The organism is Polaribacter filamentus (assembly GCF_002943715.1).
In the GTDB taxonomy this organism is placed as follows: Bacteria; Bacteroidota; Bacteroidia; order Flavobacteriales; family Flavobacteriaceae; genus Polaribacter; species Polaribacter filamentus.
Genome location: NZ_MQUA01000013.1, coordinates 2,419,876 through 2,436,849 on the forward strand (window position 1 = coordinate 2,419,876; position 16,974 = coordinate 2,436,849).

18 protein-coding genes are annotated in these 16,974 nt (G+C 30.7%); 9 read left to right on the top strand and 9 right to left on the bottom strand.

Features of this window, described 5'->3' with window-relative positions; all coding sequences use genetic code 11:
* Nucleotides 1–303: 303 nt before the first annotated feature.
* Together mnmC2 and BST83_RS13025 are read right to left on the bottom strand one after the other, a co-directional pair.
* Nucleotides 304–1,002 (bottom strand): tRNA (5-methylaminomethyl-2-thiouridine)(34)-methyltransferase MnmC2, encoded by a 699-nt coding sequence (mnmC2, locus tag BST83_RS13020; RefSeq protein WP_104810159.1) that lies wholly within the window; start codon nt 1,000–1,002, stop codon nt 304–306.
* Between the two features lie 411 nt (nt 1,003–1,413).
* Complete coding sequence (locus BST83_RS13025; RefSeq protein ID WP_104810160.1) at nt 1,414–1,914, bottom strand: DUF4920 domain-containing protein; 501 nt, start codon at nt 1,912–1,914, stop codon at nt 1,414–1,416.
* A gap of 110 nt (nt 1,915–2,024) precedes the next feature.
* Between BST83_RS13025 and BST83_RS13030 the strand changes: the two genes are divergently transcribed.
* The 6 genes from BST83_RS13030 to BST83_RS13055 all read left to right on the top strand — a co-directional run bounded on the left by BST83_RS13030 (nt 2,025) and on the right by BST83_RS13055 (nt 9,706).
* Nucleotides 2,025–3,080 (top strand): branched-chain amino acid aminotransferase, encoded by a 1,056-nt coding sequence (locus BST83_RS13030; RefSeq protein WP_104810161.1) that lies wholly within the window; start codon nt 2,025–2,027, stop codon nt 3,078–3,080.
* Between the two features lie 140 nt (nt 3,081–3,220).
* Nucleotides 3,221–4,162 carry an MBL fold metallo-hydrolase gene (locus tag BST83_RS13035; protein WP_104810162.1) on the top strand — a complete coding sequence of 314 codons (942 nt, stop codon included), beginning with the start codon at nt 3,221–3,223 and terminating at the stop codon, nt 4,160–4,162.
* A 219-nt stretch (nt 4,163–4,381) separates the two neighbouring features.
* Nucleotides 4,382–5,827: a RimK family ATP-grasp domain-containing protein gene (locus tag BST83_RS13040; RefSeq protein WP_104810163.1), complete on the top strand. Its 1,446-nt coding sequence runs from the start codon at nt 4,382–4,384 to the stop codon at nt 5,825–5,827.
* A 2-nt stretch (nt 5,828–5,829) separates the two neighbouring features.
* On the top strand, nt 5,830–7,056 hold the full coding sequence (locus BST83_RS13045; protein ID WP_104810164.1) for a glutamate-cysteine ligase family protein: 1,227 nt from the start codon (nt 5,830–5,832) through the stop codon (nt 7,054–7,056).
* On the top strand, nt 7,053–7,727 hold the full coding sequence (locus BST83_RS13050) for an N-formylglutamate amidohydrolase (protein WP_104810165.1): 675 nt from the start codon (nt 7,053–7,055) through the stop codon (nt 7,725–7,727). The genes BST83_RS13045 and BST83_RS13050 overlap by 4 nt, the downstream gene beginning before the upstream one ends.
* A 134-nt stretch (nt 7,728–7,861) precedes the next feature.
* Entirely contained in the window at nt 7,862–9,706 is a 1,845-nt protein-coding gene (locus BST83_RS13055) for a PLP-dependent aminotransferase family protein (RefSeq protein ID WP_104810868.1), read from the top strand.
* Between the two features lie 70 nt (nt 9,707–9,776).
* Here BST83_RS13055 and BST83_RS13060 read toward each other — a convergent pair whose 3' ends face one another.
* Nucleotides 9,777–10,163 carry a pyrophosphohydrolase domain-containing protein gene (locus BST83_RS13060; RefSeq protein ID WP_104810166.1) on the bottom strand — a complete coding sequence of 129 codons (387 nt, stop codon included), beginning with the start codon at nt 10,161–10,163 and terminating at the stop codon, nt 9,777–9,779.
* Between the two features lie 147 nt (nt 10,164–10,310).
* Nucleotides 10,311–11,033, bottom strand: coding sequence for an SDR family NAD(P)-dependent oxidoreductase (locus BST83_RS13065; RefSeq protein WP_104810167.1), 723 nt, complete (start codon nt 11,031–11,033; stop codon nt 10,311–10,313).
* 99 nt (nt 11,034–11,132) lie between these two features.
* Here BST83_RS13065 and BST83_RS13070 point away from each other — a divergent pair, with 99 nt between their 5' ends.
* The gene (locus BST83_RS13070; RefSeq protein WP_104810168.1) at nt 11,133–11,339 is read left to right on the top strand and encodes a hypothetical protein; all 207 of its coding nucleotides are present in this window, start codon (nt 11,133–11,135) and stop codon (nt 11,337–11,339) included.
* Nucleotides 11,340–11,759: 420 nt separating this feature from the next.
* Here BST83_RS13070 and BST83_RS13075 read toward each other — a convergent pair whose 3' ends face one another.
* From BST83_RS13075 to BST83_RS13085, 3 genes are read right to left on the bottom strand one after another with little or no spacing between them, the layout of a single operon-like run.
* Nucleotides 11,760–12,521 carry a hypothetical protein gene (locus BST83_RS13075; RefSeq protein WP_104810169.1) on the bottom strand — a complete coding sequence of 254 codons (762 nt, stop codon included), beginning with the start codon at nt 12,519–12,521 and terminating at the stop codon, nt 11,760–11,762.
* On the bottom strand, nt 12,518–13,078 hold the full coding sequence (locus BST83_RS13080) for a DNA-3-methyladenine glycosylase I (protein ID WP_104810170.1): 561 nt from the start codon (nt 13,076–13,078) through the stop codon (nt 12,518–12,520). The genes BST83_RS13075 and BST83_RS13080 overlap by 4 nt, the downstream gene beginning before the upstream one ends.
* Complete coding sequence (locus tag BST83_RS13085; RefSeq protein ID WP_104810171.1) at nt 13,079–14,425, bottom strand: M24 family metallopeptidase; 1,347 nt, start codon at nt 14,423–14,425, stop codon at nt 13,079–13,081. It lies immediately after the preceding gene.
* A 98-nt stretch (nt 14,426–14,523) separates the two neighbouring features.
* On the opposite strand from BST83_RS13085, the gene BST83_RS13090 reads away from it, so the two are divergent.
* A complete protein-coding gene (locus BST83_RS13090) occupies nt 14,524–14,958 on the top strand; it encodes a DUF6146 family protein (RefSeq protein WP_104810172.1) in 435 nt (144 codons plus the stop codon).
* Here the strand turns inward: BST83_RS13090 and BST83_RS13095 are convergent.
* Nucleotides 14,951–15,442 carry a dihydrofolate reductase gene (locus BST83_RS13095; RefSeq protein ID WP_104810173.1) on the bottom strand — a complete coding sequence of 164 codons (492 nt, stop codon included), beginning with the start codon at nt 15,440–15,442 and terminating at the stop codon, nt 14,951–14,953. The two genes, BST83_RS13090 and BST83_RS13095, sit on opposite strands and share 8 nt — an antisense overlap.
* 305 nt (nt 15,443–15,747) lie before the next feature.
* Here BST83_RS13095 and BST83_RS13100 point away from each other — a divergent pair, with 305 nt between their 5' ends.
* Nucleotides 15,748–16,044 (top strand): isoamylase early set domain-containing protein, encoded by a 297-nt coding sequence (locus BST83_RS13100; RefSeq protein WP_104810174.1) that lies wholly within the window; start codon nt 15,748–15,750, stop codon nt 16,042–16,044.
* 54 nt (nt 16,045–16,098) lie between these two features.
* Here BST83_RS13100 and BST83_RS13105 read toward each other — a convergent pair whose 3' ends face one another.
* On the bottom strand, nt 16,099–16,923 hold the full coding sequence (locus tag BST83_RS13105) for a thymidylate synthase (protein ID WP_104810175.1): 825 nt from the start codon (nt 16,921–16,923) through the stop codon (nt 16,099–16,101).
* Between the last annotated feature and the right edge of the window lie 51 nt (nt 16,924–16,974).

The following is a 16,974-nucleotide window of genomic DNA, read 5'->3' on the forward strand; positions in this document are numbered from 1 at the left end:
TTTTTTTTTGAAGGAAGCCAGTGTCTTTCGTCTAAGTTCAAGATAGACTAAGCAGTAAATAGCTTCAAAAAAATAACTTTTTAAAATAATGCTGTAAGAAAGCTTTCTGCATTAAACCAAAGAAATATAGCGATGATTAGAAGTATAATTAAAAATAAGCCTTTTACAGGTTTTGATTCTTTGTTTTTACCAAATTTTCTTTTAAATTCCATTGATTTTTGAATTGTTAATTAATTTGTATTCGTACTATTTTTACTTCAAATGTAAAGCTAGCAAAAGTTCTCTAGAATTACACCTTGAAAACTAAACGATGCTAACTTTTTTTGTTGCGCGTAACATTTCTCTTTTTCCTGGAGGACCGGCTAATCTTTCTACCGTAAAACCGACTGTTTGCATCGCTCTTCGCACGCTTCCTTTTGCGGCGTACGTTACAAGCACTCCGTTTTCTTTTAAAGCTTTATACATTTTTAAAAAAATAGTTTCTGTCCACAACTCGGGTTGATTCGTTGCGCCAAAAGCATCAAAATAAATAAGGTTAAATTTATTTTCATCTTCTATTTCTTCAAAAAATTGTTTTCTTTTTGTGAGCATAAAATCAGTAGAAATTTGATGCTTTTCGTCCCAAGCAACTGCGTGCATTTTATCAAAAATAGCTTTGTGCTCTGTTGCTTTTAATTCTGAAACATAATTTAGTTTTTCAACTTCATTTGAAACCACGGGATACGCTTCTACCCCAACATACTCAATTTTCTTATGGTTTTTTATACCTTCCAAGAAAGTGATAAAAGCATTTAATCCTGTTCCGAAACCTATTTCTAAAATAGAAATTGATTCTTGTGTGTTTTCATTTTCATCAGAATCACAAAAAAGCTCAAATCCGCTTTTTATAAAAACATGATAAGCCTCTTGTATTGCGCCATGTTTGGAATGATATTGTTCATTCCAATCTGGCAAATGGATGGTTGTAGAACCATCGGAAGTTAGTAAGATTTCTCGTTTCATAATTATTGAATCAACAATTTTTTAATTTTAGGAATTGGCTTAATACAGGTCGTTTTATGACAATAAATATAACTATTTATTGATTGTTATGTTTTACTTTTAAGCGCTCTATTAGTTTCAAAATATTGCTAAAAAGTAGTTAAATACAAGTCTTAAAACACTTCGAAAGATTAATTTCTATCCGAAGGATCTGTAAGTTGCGCTGTATGAATTCTTGTGAAAAGGCATTTGGCGTTTTTCCTTCTAAAATAAGACTTATATTCTCTAAATTAACTTTGTACATTTTAAGCATTAAAGAAACCATTTCTGAATGTTTATATACTTTACTTTCTGAAATAATTACTTTTTTTTCTTTTTTCTGAGAACATCCAAAAACGAATAAAAGTAAAAGTATTTGAAGAAAAATCTTTATTATTTTTTCATTAATACTCCATTTGCTTCAAAAGAAAATTCTTTTTTAGGAATTGTAATTTTTGCTATTTCTTCTCTTGTTTTGCCGGCATCTTCTGCATAATGTTGCAATTCTGCCACCGAAGTTTCTTTCATAAAAGCCTTCCCTTCAACAATAACTTCTCTGTCTTTAGCATCTAACGGCATAAAAAAACCATAGTCTTTAAAAGTTACCATTGCTTCTTCAGTATCATTTAAAGGTAGTTTCATCCAACATCCTTTTTTGGTACACACCTCTTTTATGTTCGAAGCAAATTTTATCTTTAAAGTATCGCCAACTTTCATGTTGTTGAATTTTGCCATCATCTCGCCTGACGTCATTGCCGCATCGCCTGTTATTTTATCTCCGAATGAATCAAATTCAACAATTTCCTGTTGTACCGTTTCTTTTTCTGTGTTTGCCTTTTTACAACTTGTAAATACCAATACCGCAATTGCACAAAATTTAATCAAATTTTTCATTCTATTGATTTTTAAGTAATAAATACAAATGTAAGAAAATTGAGCTTGCTCGTAAACTTTGGATAAATAAATTATGTACATTTGTGTTATAAAAACAATTAAAAAACAGAATGAAGTCTCATATAGAAATTCAACGTATAGAAAAATCGAAGATAGACTCAGTAGATTTTAACAATTTGCCTTTTGGAAGCGTATTTTCTGACCACATGTTAGAGTGTGATTATAAAGACGGCGCTTGGCAAACTCCAATTATCAAACCTTATTCTCCTATAACTTTAGATCCTTCAGCAAAGATTTTTCATTATGGACAATCTATTTTTGAAGGAATGAAAGCCTACAAAGATTCTGAAGGTAAAATGATGCTTTTTAGACCTTTAGAAAACTGCAGACGTTTAAATAAGTCGGCAGAGCGTTTGGTAATTCCTCAAATTCCTGAGGATGTTTTCATGGACGGTTTAAAGAAATTATTAGAAGTTGATAGCGCTTGGATTCCTACAAATGAAGGTAGTTCTTTATACATAAGACCTTTTATGTTTGCTACGGGTAGTGGTTTTCATGCTTCGCCTGCAGATGCTTACAAATTAGTAATTTGCACGGCTCCTTCTGGCGCTTATTTTGCCGGAAAAGTAAAGGTTTTAATTGAAGAAAAATATGCTCGAGCTGCTAATGGTGGTGTTGGTTTTGCAAAGGCTGGTGGTAATTATGCTGCACAGTTTTACCCAACGCAACTAGCTATGGAAAAAGGATACAATCAAGTTATTTGGACAGATGACAACTCGCATCAATTTATTGAAGAAGCGGGTGCAATGAATATTTTTGTACGTATTAACGATACTTTAATTACGAGTCCTACAAGTGATCGAATTTTAGACGGAATTACGCGTAAAAGTATTTTACAAATAGCAGAAGATGCTGGTATTAAAACAGAAGTAAGAAAAATTTCTGTTGGTGAAGTTGTAGAAGCTGCTAAAAACGGAAATTTAAAAGAAATGTTTGGTGCAGGTACTGCTGCAGTAATATCACCAATTGCTGGTTTTGGATATCAAGAAAATGATTATGATTTACCAGAATTAGAGAATCCGTTTGCATCTCAATTAAAGAAAAAAATTACAGATATCCAGACGAATAAGGTTGAAGATCCTTATGGTTGGAGAGTTTTCTTGTAATATTAAACAATTATCAGTTTTCAATAAACAGGTATCAGTCTCAGTTTGCTGTGTCAGTAAACAGATATATAAATTTTAAAAAAAGCATCAATTTAAAAGTTGATGCTTTTTTTTGTAGCTTTCGAAAATATTTACTTTTTATGAAAACACTTTTCGCTGCAGTCTTTATTTTGATTTCTTTTTTTTCATGTGATAAAACATCCGAAGTTAAAAAAGATAGCTACCAGCAATACATTACCGTTTTAGGAATTGCGCAAGATGGAGGCTTTCCACATATTGGTTGTCAGAAATCATGTTGTGCTTCTTTTTATAACGGCAAGAGCTCAAAAAAAAGTGTCGTTTCCTTGGGTCTGATAGATCAAAAAAATCAACAAAAATGGTTGTTTGAAGCATCCCCAGATATGCACACGCAATTAGCAGCGCTTGAACAACATCACCTAAAAAAAGAAACTATTATTGATGGTGTTTTCTTAACACATGCGCATATTGGGCATTATACGGGTTTAATGTATTTTGGGCGAGAAGCTTTTGGGAAACAAAATATACCCGTTTTTGTTTTGCCTAAAATGAAAACCTTTTTAACAAATAACGGACCTTGGAATCAATTAGTTAGTTTAAAAAATATCGTACTTCAAGATTTGCAAAGTGATTCTACCCTGATCTTAAATAAGGAACTAAAAGTTACTCCGTTTTTAGTGCCACATCGAGATGAATTTTCTGAAACTGTTGGTTATAGAATCGAAGGAATACAAAAAGTAGCTTTGTTTATTCCGGATATTGATAAATGGCACAAATGGAAACGCAATATTATTGCTGAAGTTAAAAAAGTAGATTACGCTTTTTTAGATGCCACTTTTTTGGATGAAAACGAAGTAAAAAGAGCCATTACAGAAGTGCCACATCCGTTTATAAAAGAAACTATCAATTTGTTTAAAAATCAGTCTTTCGCCACTAAAAACAAGATTATTTTTATACATTTTAATCATACAAATCCTGCGATTCAAGAAAACAGTGCAGAGCGAAAAGAGCTAGAAAAACTTGGTTTTCGTTTTGCCAATGAAGGAGACAATTTTGAGCTTTAGATTTAAGTTAAAACTATACTGTGATAATTTAATAGGCGTAGACAAAAAGAATTTTATCAAAATACAATAGCGTTCGTTTATTAATTTATTTTTTTGTGTACTTTACAATACCCTCGAAAGTAAAGTAGTTTTTACAAATAAATATTTTATTACAGATGTAAAATATAACCATAATTGCTATAATTTTGTTTTAGTCTAAAACTGTTTTTAAAATCAAAAATGAATAAATACGTTGTCGTAAATCAAGTAGAAAAATGGAACTTTTCCATCGAAAATATTAACGTTATCTCTTCTCAAGAGTATTTAACCAACCCTACCTATTCGTTACTTAAAAAAGCCAGAATATTTAACCTCTGTAAAGATTATTCGTATCAATCTAAAGGATACTATGTCTCTCTGTTAGCCGAAGCTAGAGGTCATTTGGCAATACCAACTATAAAAAATATTGTAGATTTAAAAGCCTTAGAATTAGTACGAATTGTATCCGAAGAATTTGATGACAGCATACAAAATAATTTAAGAAACATTAAGTCTAGAGAGTTTACATTAAGTGTTTACTTTGGTCAAAATGTTGCCCAAAAATATAAAGAGTTAAGTGCGCTGTTTTACAAACATTTTCAGGTTCCTTTTTTACGTGTAAAATTTAATCATACTACAAAATGGGAAATTCAGAGTATTAGAGCAATAGCAGAATCAGAAATTCCTTCAGATCATTTAGACAGTGTTCATGAATTTGCAAATCAATATTTCTCTAAAAAACGCTACGACACGCCAAAACTTACCAAATCTGATTTCGATCTGGCGATTTTAGTAAATCCGAATGATCCTGCCCCACCAAGCAATGCAAAAGCTTTAAAGAGATTGATTGAGGTTGCAGAGAAAATGAATATTTATGCAGAAATTATAGAACCGCAAGATTTAAGTAGGTTAAACTCTTTTGATGCCTTATTTATTAGACAAAGTACAGAGGTTAATAACGAAGCGTATGCTTTTGCTCGTAAAGCGCAGCAAAACGGCATTGCCATTATAGATTACCCAGATGCTATTTTAAAATGCTGCAATAAGGTGTATATGGCAGAGGCTTTAAACAATGCAAATATCACCACGCCAAAAACCATTATTGTCCATAAAAACAATAGAAATGAAGTCTTGGCAAAAACAGGGTTGCCTTGTGTTTTAAAAGCCCCTGATTCTACGTTTTCATTCGGAGTTAAAAAAGCAAAAACGGTTGAAGAATATGACGAATTGGTTACAAATATGCTAAAAGAGTCTGATTTGATTATTGCGCAAGAATTTTGCCCATCCGATTATGATTGGAGAATTGGAATTTTAGATGATGTGCCTTTTTATGCGTGTAAATATTATATGGCAAAAGGACATTGGCAAATTTACAATTGGGATGCTAAAAAGAAAGATGATCAAGACGGAAATGCAGATTGTTTGCCAATCGAAAAAGTACCGAAAAAAGTTTTAAAAATGGCTTTAAAATCGGCAAGATTAATGGGTAAAGGTTTATACGGAATTGACATTAAGGTGGTTAATGATGTACCCATGGTCATCGAAATTAACGACAACCCAAATATCGATTTTGGTGTGGAAGATGCTTTTTATGGAGACGGTATTTATACCCAAATATTAACCGCTTTAAAAAATAGATTAGACTAATTATGGGCAAAAAATATCATTTATTTGAAGTGTATGGCATTGAACTAGAATATATGCTTGTTTCTACGGATACTTTTAAGGTAGCACCTATTGTTGATCTTTTGTTAACCAAAAAAAATGGTTCTTTAACTTCGGATATTGAAAACGGAAAAATTGCCTGGAGTAATGAATTGGTTGCACATGTTTTAGAATTGAAAACAAACGGCCCAACGAATGATTTAAATAATTTATCCGAAAACTTTCATGCGAATGTTGTTGAAATTAACGAACTTTTAAAAGAGTTTAAGGTACAGTTAATGCCTACGGCTTCTCATCCTTTAATGAATCCGGATACGGATACGCAATTATGGAAACATAGTTATAGCGAAGTGTATGCGCTCTATAACCGAATTTTTAATTGCAAAGGGCATGGTTGGAGCAATGTGCAAAGTACGCACATCAATTTGCCTTTTTTTAATGATGAAGAGTTCGAGAAATTACATGCTGCAGTTCGTGTTATTTTACCGCTAATTCCAGGTTTATGTGCAAGTTCGCCAATTTTAGAAGGTCAAAATACAGGCTTTAAAGACACCAGATTAGAGTATTACAAAACCAATCAAAAGGAAATACCAGAAATGACTGGGAAAGTAATTCCGGAAAATGTTTTTACGAAAAAGGAGTATCATCAAACGATATTTGAACCGATTCAGAAAGCCATTAAACCTTTTGATACAGAAAATATTTTAGATCATCATTTTTTAAATTCTAGAGGTGCTATTTCTCGTTTTGATAGAAATGCGATTGAAATACGTTTGGTAGATATTCAAGAATGCCCAAAAGCAGATGTTGCTGTTTGTGTTTTGATTATCGAAGTTTTAAAACTATTAGTTAATGAAAGTGTAGTTTCTTTAGAACATCAGAAAACATGGGAGAAAGAACCTCTCTTTGATATTTTAAATGATGCGATTAAAAATGGTGAAAACTCGGTAATTACAAACTTGGACTATCTTCAATTATTCGGATTAAAAGAGGCTACTAATCAGCAAAATTTATGGAAACACCTATTTAATTTAGTAAAAGGCACTATTAATGAAAGTTCTTTAGAAGCCTTGAATACTATTTTAACCCAAGGAACATTAGCTACACGAATATTAAAAGCGCTAGATACTGATTTTTCTGAAGCGAATATCAAAAAAGTATATACTGATTTAAGCGTTTGTTTGCAGAAAAACGAAGTTTTTAATCCATGAAAATAGTACTGACTTGTGAACATGGCGGAAATGAAGTTCCGGAACATCTGCAACATTTATTTTCATCAAAAAAGCAAATTCTACATACTCATAAAGGTCTAGATTTAGGCGCACTAGACCTTTATAATCAGCTAATACCATTAGCTGACTTTTCTATATCGAGCACAACGAGTAGGTTGTTAATTGAACTCAACAGGTCTTTACATCATAAAAATTTATTTTCAGAATTTTCTAAAACGCTCTCTACATCCGAAAAAAAAGAGCTCATTAATTCTTATTATTTAGTGTATCGAAATAAAGTAGAAGATAGCATCAGAAACTATATCAAAGAAGGATATGAAGTACTGCATATTTCTGTACATTGCTTTACACCTATTTTAAATTTTATTGAACGAAATTGCGATATTGGTTTGCTGTACGACTCCTCAAATATAAATGAAAAAGAGTTTTCTCATGAGTTTAGAAAAAATATTTTACAACAAAATTCGCTTTTAAACGTGCGTTATAATTACCCTTATTTGGGCAAAATGGATGGTTTTACAACGTATTTACGCAAACAATTTCAATGCAATTACATAGGTATTGAGATTGAAGTTAATCAAAAATATACTCTAGAAAATAAAATGGACCCTGCTATCTGTGAGGTATTATATAGTGCTTTGGAAAGGTAAATTAGTAATTAGAAGTTTATGCTTTTCTAAAATAGGATGACTAAAAATTTACACCTATCTAAAGATATTTCAATCCAAGACATCTAAAAAAATCTAATTTATGTATCTTACCAATCTATCTAAAGATGGAATTTATGGAAGACAAAAGTGTATTAGATTATATTAAAGATGTATTAGAAAATATGCCAACCAGTTGGCTAAACATAACAACGCATCGACTAGATATTTATGATGAAAAATTGGCTAAAACTCAATTCTTAAATCAATTTGAAAGCCTATTTCAGGCCAATAATTCTGAATCATCCGAATTAAATGAATTACCTACAGCATATGATTATATTCGGTTAGGACATCCTTTATCTTGTGTATTAGAATGGGGAATTGCTAAATTAAACCATCTAAAATCAGAAAATGTAATAAGCTTTTCTTCAAAGACAATTCCGATTTTGGCAATTTTAAGAAAAAATTTATTAAATCATAAAAATACTAGAATTCTTTATACAGGTGAGTTACCTGCATTTTTTGATGCTGAAATAGTGAAAGACGTTTATGGTTATAAATTTGAGTTAAATAAAGTTGAGGAATTAGATATCATTTCTAAGTTTAACGGCAGTACTGTTTTAATTTCACACCAAGATAAAATTAGTAGTATCAATACAGTTCTAAATATTGATTTTTTTATCAATGTACATTCACTTTTAGGAAGTGTTTTAGTAATAAATGGCAACCAAAATGAAACCTATATCTCAGATATCCAACACGTAAGAAGACGAGAAACCATCGCAATGACTCCTGCCAATTGTCTTGTTGCCTTAAATTCATTAATAGTACAATCAACTTTTGAAAATCAAAAAAGTAATAAAGAGATAAACAAAGTAGCTGTCTTAAATTCAATTAAAGACGTTACCGGCACCATTGCAAAGCCATTGGTTGCATCTAGCGGATTGTCTATTCAATACGCAATTATGATGGGATTAATTCATCATGCGCAAGAAAATCATAAAGGGAAGGCTATAAAATTTATTGTTCCTCCAAATTGTTATGGAGGCACAAATGACCAAGCAAGACGAGTTGCTGCTTGTATTGATACTGTTGAAGTTGTCGATTTACCTGTAGATGGCGATAATGACATGGTAAAAAGCATACATACCGTTCTAGATAAAATTGCAAATGAGGATGCGATTCCTTACATTATTGCCGAAATCCCAACAAATCCAAGAGTTGAAGTTCCTGATCTTATAAAATTAAAAGAAGCTTTAAGCGTGCCTCGTAAAACAGCAAACGGTGAACTAGCAATTGATCCGGTGTTTATTTTAGATCAAACATTTTGTCCTAATTTTCTCTTTTTAGGTGAAGGTAAAATACTATCAACAGTGCGAGCGATTTCCTATGCTAGTGGATCTAAATTTCCAAGTGGTGGGGAATGTACTGCTGGTTATTGCGTTGGAAATAAAAAAACAGATGCTTTAATGACAAAGATTGAATTACACCTAAATCTTTGCGATAACGAAGCTACAAACCTTCAATATGAAATATTGGCAAAACAATTGCCGTCAATGAATCAAAGAATTATTGATGCTTATAAAAACACCCGAGAATTTGTAAACTTTATAAACGAAACTTTACCATCTGCTAAAATAAATTTTGTTTCAGAAGAGTTGGCATCACAAGGATTTACACCTTCTGTTTTCTCATTAGACTTGCCTACTAAAGGAGCTACAGATGAAGAAAAAGAAACGTATAAGAGAGCTTTAAATTTAAAGTTAATCAATTTAATGATTACAGAAATCCCTGATGAAAGCAAGTACTGCGTGAGCTACGGACAGTTAAAAGGCTGTTATTGGACAATACCCGCAACATCTACTCAAGGAACAACTAAAGAGGGGGATAAAGATTATATTATCCGTGCATCACTTTCACCTAATTTAGATCTTGAACATCATAAAAAAGTATTTTTAAATTTTGTTAAAACAATTTAATTAAATGGGAGGTGGTAATCGCCTCCCTGTTTATTTTTGTTTCTTGACAGATTTTAAGAATTATCAAAAATTACTTCTCTAAAATATGAGCAATATTTGGCTTAAAATAATTAGAGCCTTTTAGAACTTTACCATCTTCTCTGTAAATTGGTTTGCCATCATCACCTAATTTACTCATATTACTTTTCTGAATTTCATTAAAAACTTCCTCAATTTTATCTTGCATTCCGTGTTCTATAATTGTGCCACACAAAATATAAAGCATGTCTCCTAAGGCATCTGCAACCTCAATTAAATCATTATTATTCGCAGCTTCTAAATATTCTTCATTTTCTTCTTTCATCAAATTAAACCGAAGTAAATTCCGATCTTGACCAATGTCTGCTATTGGTTTGCTATTCATATTTAATTTAAATGCTGTGTGAAATTTGGTAACTGCTGCTATTTTACTTTTCATTGTTTATTTTGATTTAATAGGTTTATCGCTACAATCACGCCCAAAAGCGTGACCACTAAAACTAACATTTTATTTAATATAAGATCCAGCAATTCTGTGAGATAATTACTAAATGCTCACGGATTATTGATTATTTATTACTGCCAACTACATCATTTTTTTTAATATCCAAGCCGGCACAATTTTTAAAACCCAGGCAACTAATTGCCATCGTTTCGAAATATAGGCAACTCTTTTTTTCTTTTTGATCGCCGAATAAATTTGAATTGCTGCTTTTTCTAAAGGCACCATCCAAAATAATTGATCGCCCAACGCCATTGGTGTGTCTACAAATCCTGGACGGATATCAGTTATAAAAACCTTTTTTGATTTGATAGATTTTGTTTTGATATACAATCCTTCTAAATACGATTTCTGATAGGCTTTTGAAGCAAAATAATCTGGTGCCGCCCTACTTCCTCTTATCGATGCAATGGATGAAATACCTACCAAATGTCCAAATTGTTGTTCTTTAAAAAGCTTATAGGCCAACACATATAATTTTGTGACCCCTAAAACATTAGTTAAAATTGTTTGTTGTTCCTTATCCCAATCTAGCTTCGGGTTTACAAAACCAACGCCAGATGATTGTATAACTAAATCTATGGTTTTAAATTCCAAAACAATTTCGTTAAATACTTTTTCAACATCTTCTATTTGCTGAATGTCATTTTGTTTTACCAAAATTTGATCTGGAAATTCCTTTTTTAGTTCCTCTAATTTTTCTAATCTTCTGCCGGTAATTGCAACGTTATAACCTTCTTTTATTAAAATTCTGGTTACTGATTTTCCAATACCAGAAGTTGCTCCAAAAACGATGGCGTTCTTCATTTAATTTGTAATTTTGCAAGTAACAATATATAGAAATTTTATGATACTTAGAAACTTCATAAAATCTAATAATTCAAAACTTATAAAAGGATAAAAGCTATGTTTTTAGGTGCATATTTTACTACAGGAAGAATCATTTTTATTATTTTCTTTGTGCTTGCTTTTACAGCACTACTTGTTTGGAGCTACAAAGCAGATGGCCAAAATCATCAGCGTTATTATAAAAATGCTGGCAAAAAAGTAGCTATTTATGGCGGATTAATCATTGCCGTATTTATAGCTATCCGATTTATATTTGGAAATTAAACATTTATTTTAAATAAAAAACTTAATAAACCAAACATAGACTTAAACCTCAATAGATTTCAAGTGCATCCTTCTGATGTAATTAAACCTGAACCAACAGCGGTTAATTTTGTGTACTAAAGAAAATATTTTTAAAAAATCGGCAACAAAAAAGCCTCTAAATCTTGTAATTTACTCAAAATCAGTTGTAACCTAAATCAATCCGAAGAACACATTGATTAGAATACATGCAGCAAGTAGAAACAAGAAAAATAGCCTCAAGAAATAGCAATAAAAAAGGTATATAAATAATGTATATTCTTTCCTCTACTGATGTAAAATACGATGCTACATCGATCATGATTTAAACTATTTTTAACATTTTCTTTAAAACAATAAATAAAACTTGGGTCTTTTGTCTTTTTAGCCATTTGTAAATAATTAAGATTTCAATTTTCTAATACTCTTTAACCTACTCCAAATCATTTTATTTCTTTGTGTATACAGTACAAAAGAACCAATATCAAGCAAAAAATAGAATAAACTAATACCGCTTGGCGGATTGTTACTTGGTAAAAAGTCAAAAATACCAAAAGCTGTATTTGGCCATTTCCAGCATTCAAAAGCAGTACCTCCTATCTCTAAGATGGCTACTAAAAGATACATTGTATAGAAAAATAATCTGTCTTTTGGTCTTTTCCAAAGTAATAGAAATACACAAATGGTCATTATAAAACCAAAAACATCAGCAAAAAAAAGTAGATAAATACTCGCAAAAAGTATAATTATACTGCCAAAAAATTGTTCAATACTTTTATGATACTTTCTTACCAATGATACTTTACTAAATCTAAAAACCCTAGCGAATAAAACAGCATGACCAAAAGGTACATATAAAGGTATATTTGCTAATCTATACGTGTACATACCTAAATATTTAGAGAATATATATTCGCCTAAAAACCCAATAATTACAGCATACATCATTAATTCTTGAACTCTTTTAACGGCTCTCAAATACATGATGAAAAAACCAACAATCATTAAAAAATTAAGAATATTTTGAACTTCCCGAACGTTCTCTGAAAAATAGATGCTATCAAAAAACAAGACAACAACCATAAAAATAAAAAGTCCAATTTCTCTAATAAAGACGGAAACTATTTTTTTTAAATCTTCTTTGGGAATTTTTAAAACAGTCATTTTGTTTCGTATTTAAAACAATCCATTGTGTGATCGTTTACCAAACCAACAGCTTGCATGTATGCATACATTACAGTAGAACCTACAAATTTAAATCCGCGTTTTTTTAAATCTTTCGAAATTTTATCAGACAAAGGAGTTGTTGCTGGTGCGTCTTTTCTTTCTTTGACTTTGTTAATAATCGGTTCATTATCTACATAAGACCAAATAAATGCAGAGAAAGAACCAAATTCTTGCTGAACATCCATAAATAATTGAGCATTTATAATAGCACTTCGTATTTTTAATTTATTTCTAATGATTCCTGCATCTAAAAGCAAAGATTCGTATTTACTTTCTGGATATGTTGCAATCTTATTGTAATCAAAGCTATCAAAAGCTTTTCTAAAATTTTCTCTTTTATTTAAAATAGTAATCCAACTTAAACCTGCTTGAAAAGTTTCTAAAATTAAAAACTCAAACAACGTTTCATCATCAAAAACAGGTTGTCCCCATTCGATATCGTGGTACTCTTGATATAATTTACTGTCCGTAACCCAAAAACATCTGTGCTGCATTTATTTTGTTTTTATGGGTATAATTGCCGTTTGTCTTTCATTTACATATTCAAAAATACCGTCACCAAAAAAACCAGCTTCTTCCAACATAATTCTAATATCTTTTTGCCATTCTTTTATGGTAACCGTTGTATTTAATTCAATTGCATACGCAGTATTTTTTTGCAGAGGATAATCGCCGTTAAAAGGAACGCCATTTTGAGAATCCCACATTCCAATAGTTGTGCCTGCACTGTGGCCGTATTTCCCTAAAGGATGTGTGTAAATAGACGGAACTAATCCTTCTTTTTTTGCTGCTGACAAAGAAGCTGCTAATATTTCATTTCCTGTGCTGCCTAATTTCATATTGCTTGTTAAAATATCTTGCAATCTATTTCCTTTTTGAAAAGCGTCTACTAAAAATGTAGGAACTTTATTTTCAGTATCTTTTAAAACATAGGCATGTTGCTGACAATCTGTATTTAAACCGATATATGTAATGCCAAAATCGCAATGCAACAAATCGCCTTTTTGAATCGTTTCTTTCGATTTCCCTTTAGAAAAAGATTCGATATGAGACTTTAATGCTTCTTTATTTCTTTGTAAATCTACCGTTGGATGAAACCATGTTTCCAAACCTAAATCTGTTACTTTTTGACGTAAAAACCAAACGACATCATCTGTAGTTGTTTTTCCGGGGATAATTACCTGTTCTGAAAAAGCGTCTTCAATAATAGTGTGTGTAATTTTTACTAGATTTCTAAATAATTCAAGCTCTTTTTCTGTTCTCGTTTCTATCCAAGAAATTGCTAATTTTTCTGCAGAAACTAATTTCGAAACTATTTCTTCTGATAAATTTTCTTTTAATTCGTCGTAATCTGTTTTCACCAAACCATCAGCCAAAGCAAAATGTTTAGAGAAATTAATTCCAATTTTCTTCGGATTTCTTTCTTTTATAATTTCGGCTAAAGCTTTCCATTGATCTGGTTCTTGTTCTTTATTCCAAGCTGATTTTATGCTTTTACCAATATCATATCTTGCAACAGCTAGTCTTTCTAAAGTGTTTTCTTCTTTGTTTCTGTAAAAAACAATAATCGTCCTTCTTCTGGCATTTAACCAAGTTGCTGGCAAAATCGTCTTTAAAACAGGATCTTCATTATATTCTCTAGATATTAAAAGCCACATATCAATTTCTGATTTGTCCATTAATTCAGGGAGCAAGTTTGTAAACCTATCTTCTAAAATTTCATCTTTTAAAGTTGCTCTATCCTTTTCATTTAAAATTGAATATTGATTTATTTGATCCGCTTTTTTTGAGCAAGAAAAAGAAAGCAATAAAATGAATACTACTAAAATTTTAAACTTCATTTTTTTATTTTAATTTTTAAAATTAATGTTAAAAGATTTAAAAAGCAATGGTTTTAAGAATAATTTTTGCAACTTTACTTAAGATAAAACTTCTAATTATGAAACTTTTAAAACAAGTAATATTTCTATTTACCGCTGGAATTTTCTTCTGGGCCTGTGGTTCATCACCCAGAAATAACCAAAACGTAGAAAAAGAAAAACCTGTAGTGATTGCAAACGATAGTCTAGAATACGAAATTACAATTATTGATATTGGCTTTAATACTTTTTTAAACTCTATTGCAAAACCAGAAGGTTTTTATTCTCAGAATTATTTAGAAGCTAGAAATAGTGTTTGGGTTTTTGAATGGAATCAAAGAGTTCGAAATCCGCAACAATTTAATACAAGCATTTACGAAAACACTATTGATTATCAATTAAATACAGATTATGGTTATGAAGTAAATTATAAATTGTTTAATTATTTCTTGTTTGCACAACAAAAATATAAAATGAATTTAGGTGGTGGTTTTAGGACCAACAGAATTAATTAACTTTTCTATAGCTTACAAAGCTATAATCGAATTTATTTTTTTCATCAGCTTTAAAATCTTCTCTAGAAACTTCTTTCCAAATTTTTGAATCTATCACTGGAAAAAAAACATCCGCTTCAAATTCATGATGCACTAAAGTAACGTCTAACGCATCCACTAAATTATTTTCTATAGCATATTTATAAATTTGTGCACCTCCAATAATATAGATTTCTTCATCTTTTTTAGCCAATTCAATTGCGTCTTCTAAACTACTAGCAATTAGACAACCATCGGTAAAATAATTTTTATTTCTAGTAATAATAATAGTCGTTCTATTTGGCAAAGGTTTACCAATAGACTCAAAAGTATTTCTACCCATTAAAATATGATGACCAGATGTAATCTTTTTAAAACGTTTTAAATCGGCGGGTAAATGCCAAATTAAATCATTGTTTTTACCTAGCGCATTATTATTTGAAATTGCAGCAATTATTGTAATCATAAATATAGTATCAATTTAATACAAAAATAAGTCAAATGTTTTGAGATTTGATGTTTTTGACACTTTTTAGTCTAAAAAATAGGTTTAATGAATACCTTTTCGGGATAAAATATCTGAAAATCAAGTAAAAAGAAACCTTTATCATTTTGGTTATCCAATAATTTTAAATTTGCTTTACTAAGAAAATAGAATATTTACTCGTATTAAATTGTCAATATAATAATTCTTCATCAATACAATTGAATATTGTTTGCCAACCATAAATTGTTCTATATTTTTACTAACGAACTTACAATTAATAAATTATGGCAATTAAAAAACAATTTTTGAAAAGCAAACCAGTTTGTAAAGTAACTTTTATTTTAGCTGCTGAAGAAGCTAAAAGTGTTGCAGTAGTAGGAAGTTTTAATGAATGGAATGATAAAGCAACACTGCTTAAAAAATTAAAAAACGGAACATTTAAAGGTACTGTTAACTTAGAATCTAAAAAATCTTATGAATTTAGATACTTAGTTGATGGCGCTTTTGTAAATGATGAAGAAGCAGATTCTTATACATGGAATGAGTATGCAGGTTCAGAGAACGCTGTTTTAGAATTATAATATAAATTTTATACTAAACAAAGAGCTTCCAATTAATTTGAAAGTTCTTTTTTATTAGACCGAAATTGCTCCTTTTATGGATGGATGCGGATTGTAATCTAACAGCTCAAAATCTTCGAACTTAAAATCTTCGATATTTTTTATAGCTGAATTTATTTTTATTTTTGGTAAAGGTCTTGCATTTCTAGATAGCTGCAATTCTAACTGCTCCTTGTGGTTATTATAAATATGTGCATCTCCAAAAGTATGAATAAATTCACCTGGTTCATAACCACAAACTTGTGCAATCATCATGGTAAATAATGCATAAGAAGCAATATTAAAGGGAACCCCTAAAAAGATATCTGCACTTCTTTGGTATAACTGACAAGATAGTTTACCGTCTGCAACATAAAATTGAAAAAATGCATGGCAAGGCGGTAAAGCTGCCTTACCATTAGCTACATTTTCTGAAAAACTTACGGAAGTATCTGGCATTACTGAAGGGTTCCATGCAGCTACCATCATTCGTCTAGAGTTAGGATTCTTTTTTAAAGTATCTATCACTTCTTGCAACTGATCAATATCATCACTGTTCCAATTGCGCCATTGATGCCCATAAACAGGACCTAGATCTCCGTTTTCATCTGCCCAAGAATTCCAGATTTTTACACCATTATCTTGTAAATATTTAATATTTGTATCTCCTTTTATAAACCAAAGTAGTTCGTAAATAATCGATTTTAAATGCAACTTTTTAGTAGTTACCATCGGGAAACCTTCACTTAGATCAAAACGCATTTGATACCCAAAAACACTTTTTGTTCCTGTGCCCGTTCTATCTCCCTTTTCATTTCCGTTTTCTAAAACGTGTTTTACTAAATCGTGGTATTGTTTCATGCTAATTTGTATGCGTTTAACTTTTTATTTGTGAATTATTCAACCGTTTAA

Bases quoted from the DNA above. Each gene is read 5' to 3' on its own strand.
- mnmC2 (WP_104810159.1), bottom strand. From the start codon at position 1,002: ATGAAACGAGAAATCTTACTAACTTCCGATGGTTCTACAACCATCCAT.
- BST83_RS13095 (WP_104810173.1), bottom strand. From the start codon at position 15,442: ATGATTACAATAATTGCTGCAATTTCAAATAATAATGCGCTAGGTAAA.
- BST83_RS13035 (WP_104810162.1), top strand. From the start codon at position 3,221: ATGAAAACACTTTTCGCTGCAGTCTTTATTTTGATTTCTTTTTTTTCA.
- BST83_RS13025 (WP_104810160.1), bottom strand. From the start codon at position 1,914: ATGAAAAATTTGATTAAATTTTGTGCAATTGCGGTATTGGTATTTACA.
- BST83_RS13045 (WP_104810164.1), top strand. From the start codon at position 5,830: ATGGGCAAAAAATATCATTTATTTGAAGTGTATGGCATTGAACTAGAA.
- BST83_RS13040 (WP_104810163.1), top strand. From the start codon at position 4,382: ATGAATAAATACGTTGTCGTAAATCAAGTAGAAAAATGGAACTTTTCC.
- BST83_RS13050 (WP_104810165.1), top strand. From the start codon at position 7,053: ATGAAAATAGTACTGACTTGTGAACATGGCGGAAATGAAGTTCCGGAA.
- BST83_RS13065 (WP_104810167.1), bottom strand. From the start codon at position 11,033: ATGAAGAACGCCATCGTTTTTGGAGCAACTTCTGGTATTGGAAAATCA.
- BST83_RS13105 (WP_104810175.1), bottom strand. From the start codon at position 16,923: ATGAAACAATACCACGATTTAGTAAAACACGTTTTAGAAAACGGAAAT.
- BST83_RS13030 (WP_104810161.1), top strand. From the start codon at position 2,025: ATGAAGTCTCATATAGAAATTCAACGTATAGAAAAATCGAAGATAGAC.
- BST83_RS13060 (WP_104810166.1), bottom strand. From the start codon at position 10,163: ATGAAAAGTAAAATAGCAGCAGTTACCAAATTTCACACAGCATTTAAA.
- BST83_RS13085 (WP_104810171.1), bottom strand. From the start codon at position 14,425: ATGAAGTTTAAAATTTTAGTAGTATTCATTTTATTGCTTTCTTTTTCT.
- BST83_RS13100 (WP_104810174.1), top strand. From the start codon at position 15,748: ATGGCAATTAAAAAACAATTTTTGAAAAGCAAACCAGTTTGTAAAGTA.
- BST83_RS13070 (WP_104810168.1), top strand. From the start codon at position 11,133: ATGTTTTTAGGTGCATATTTTACTACAGGAAGAATCATTTTTATTATT.
- BST83_RS13055 (WP_104810868.1), top strand. From the start codon at position 7,862: ATGGAAGACAAAAGTGTATTAGATTATATTAAAGATGTATTAGAAAAT.
- BST83_RS13075 (WP_104810169.1), bottom strand. From the start codon at position 12,521: ATGACTGTTTTAAAAATTCCCAAAGAAGATTTAAAAAAAATAGTTTCC.
- BST83_RS13080 (WP_104810170.1), bottom strand. From the start codon at position 13,078: ATGCAGCACAGATGTTTTTGGGTTACGGACAGTAAATTATATCAAGAG.
- BST83_RS13090 (WP_104810172.1), top strand. From the start codon at position 14,524: ATGAAACTTTTAAAACAAGTAATATTTCTATTTACCGCTGGAATTTTC.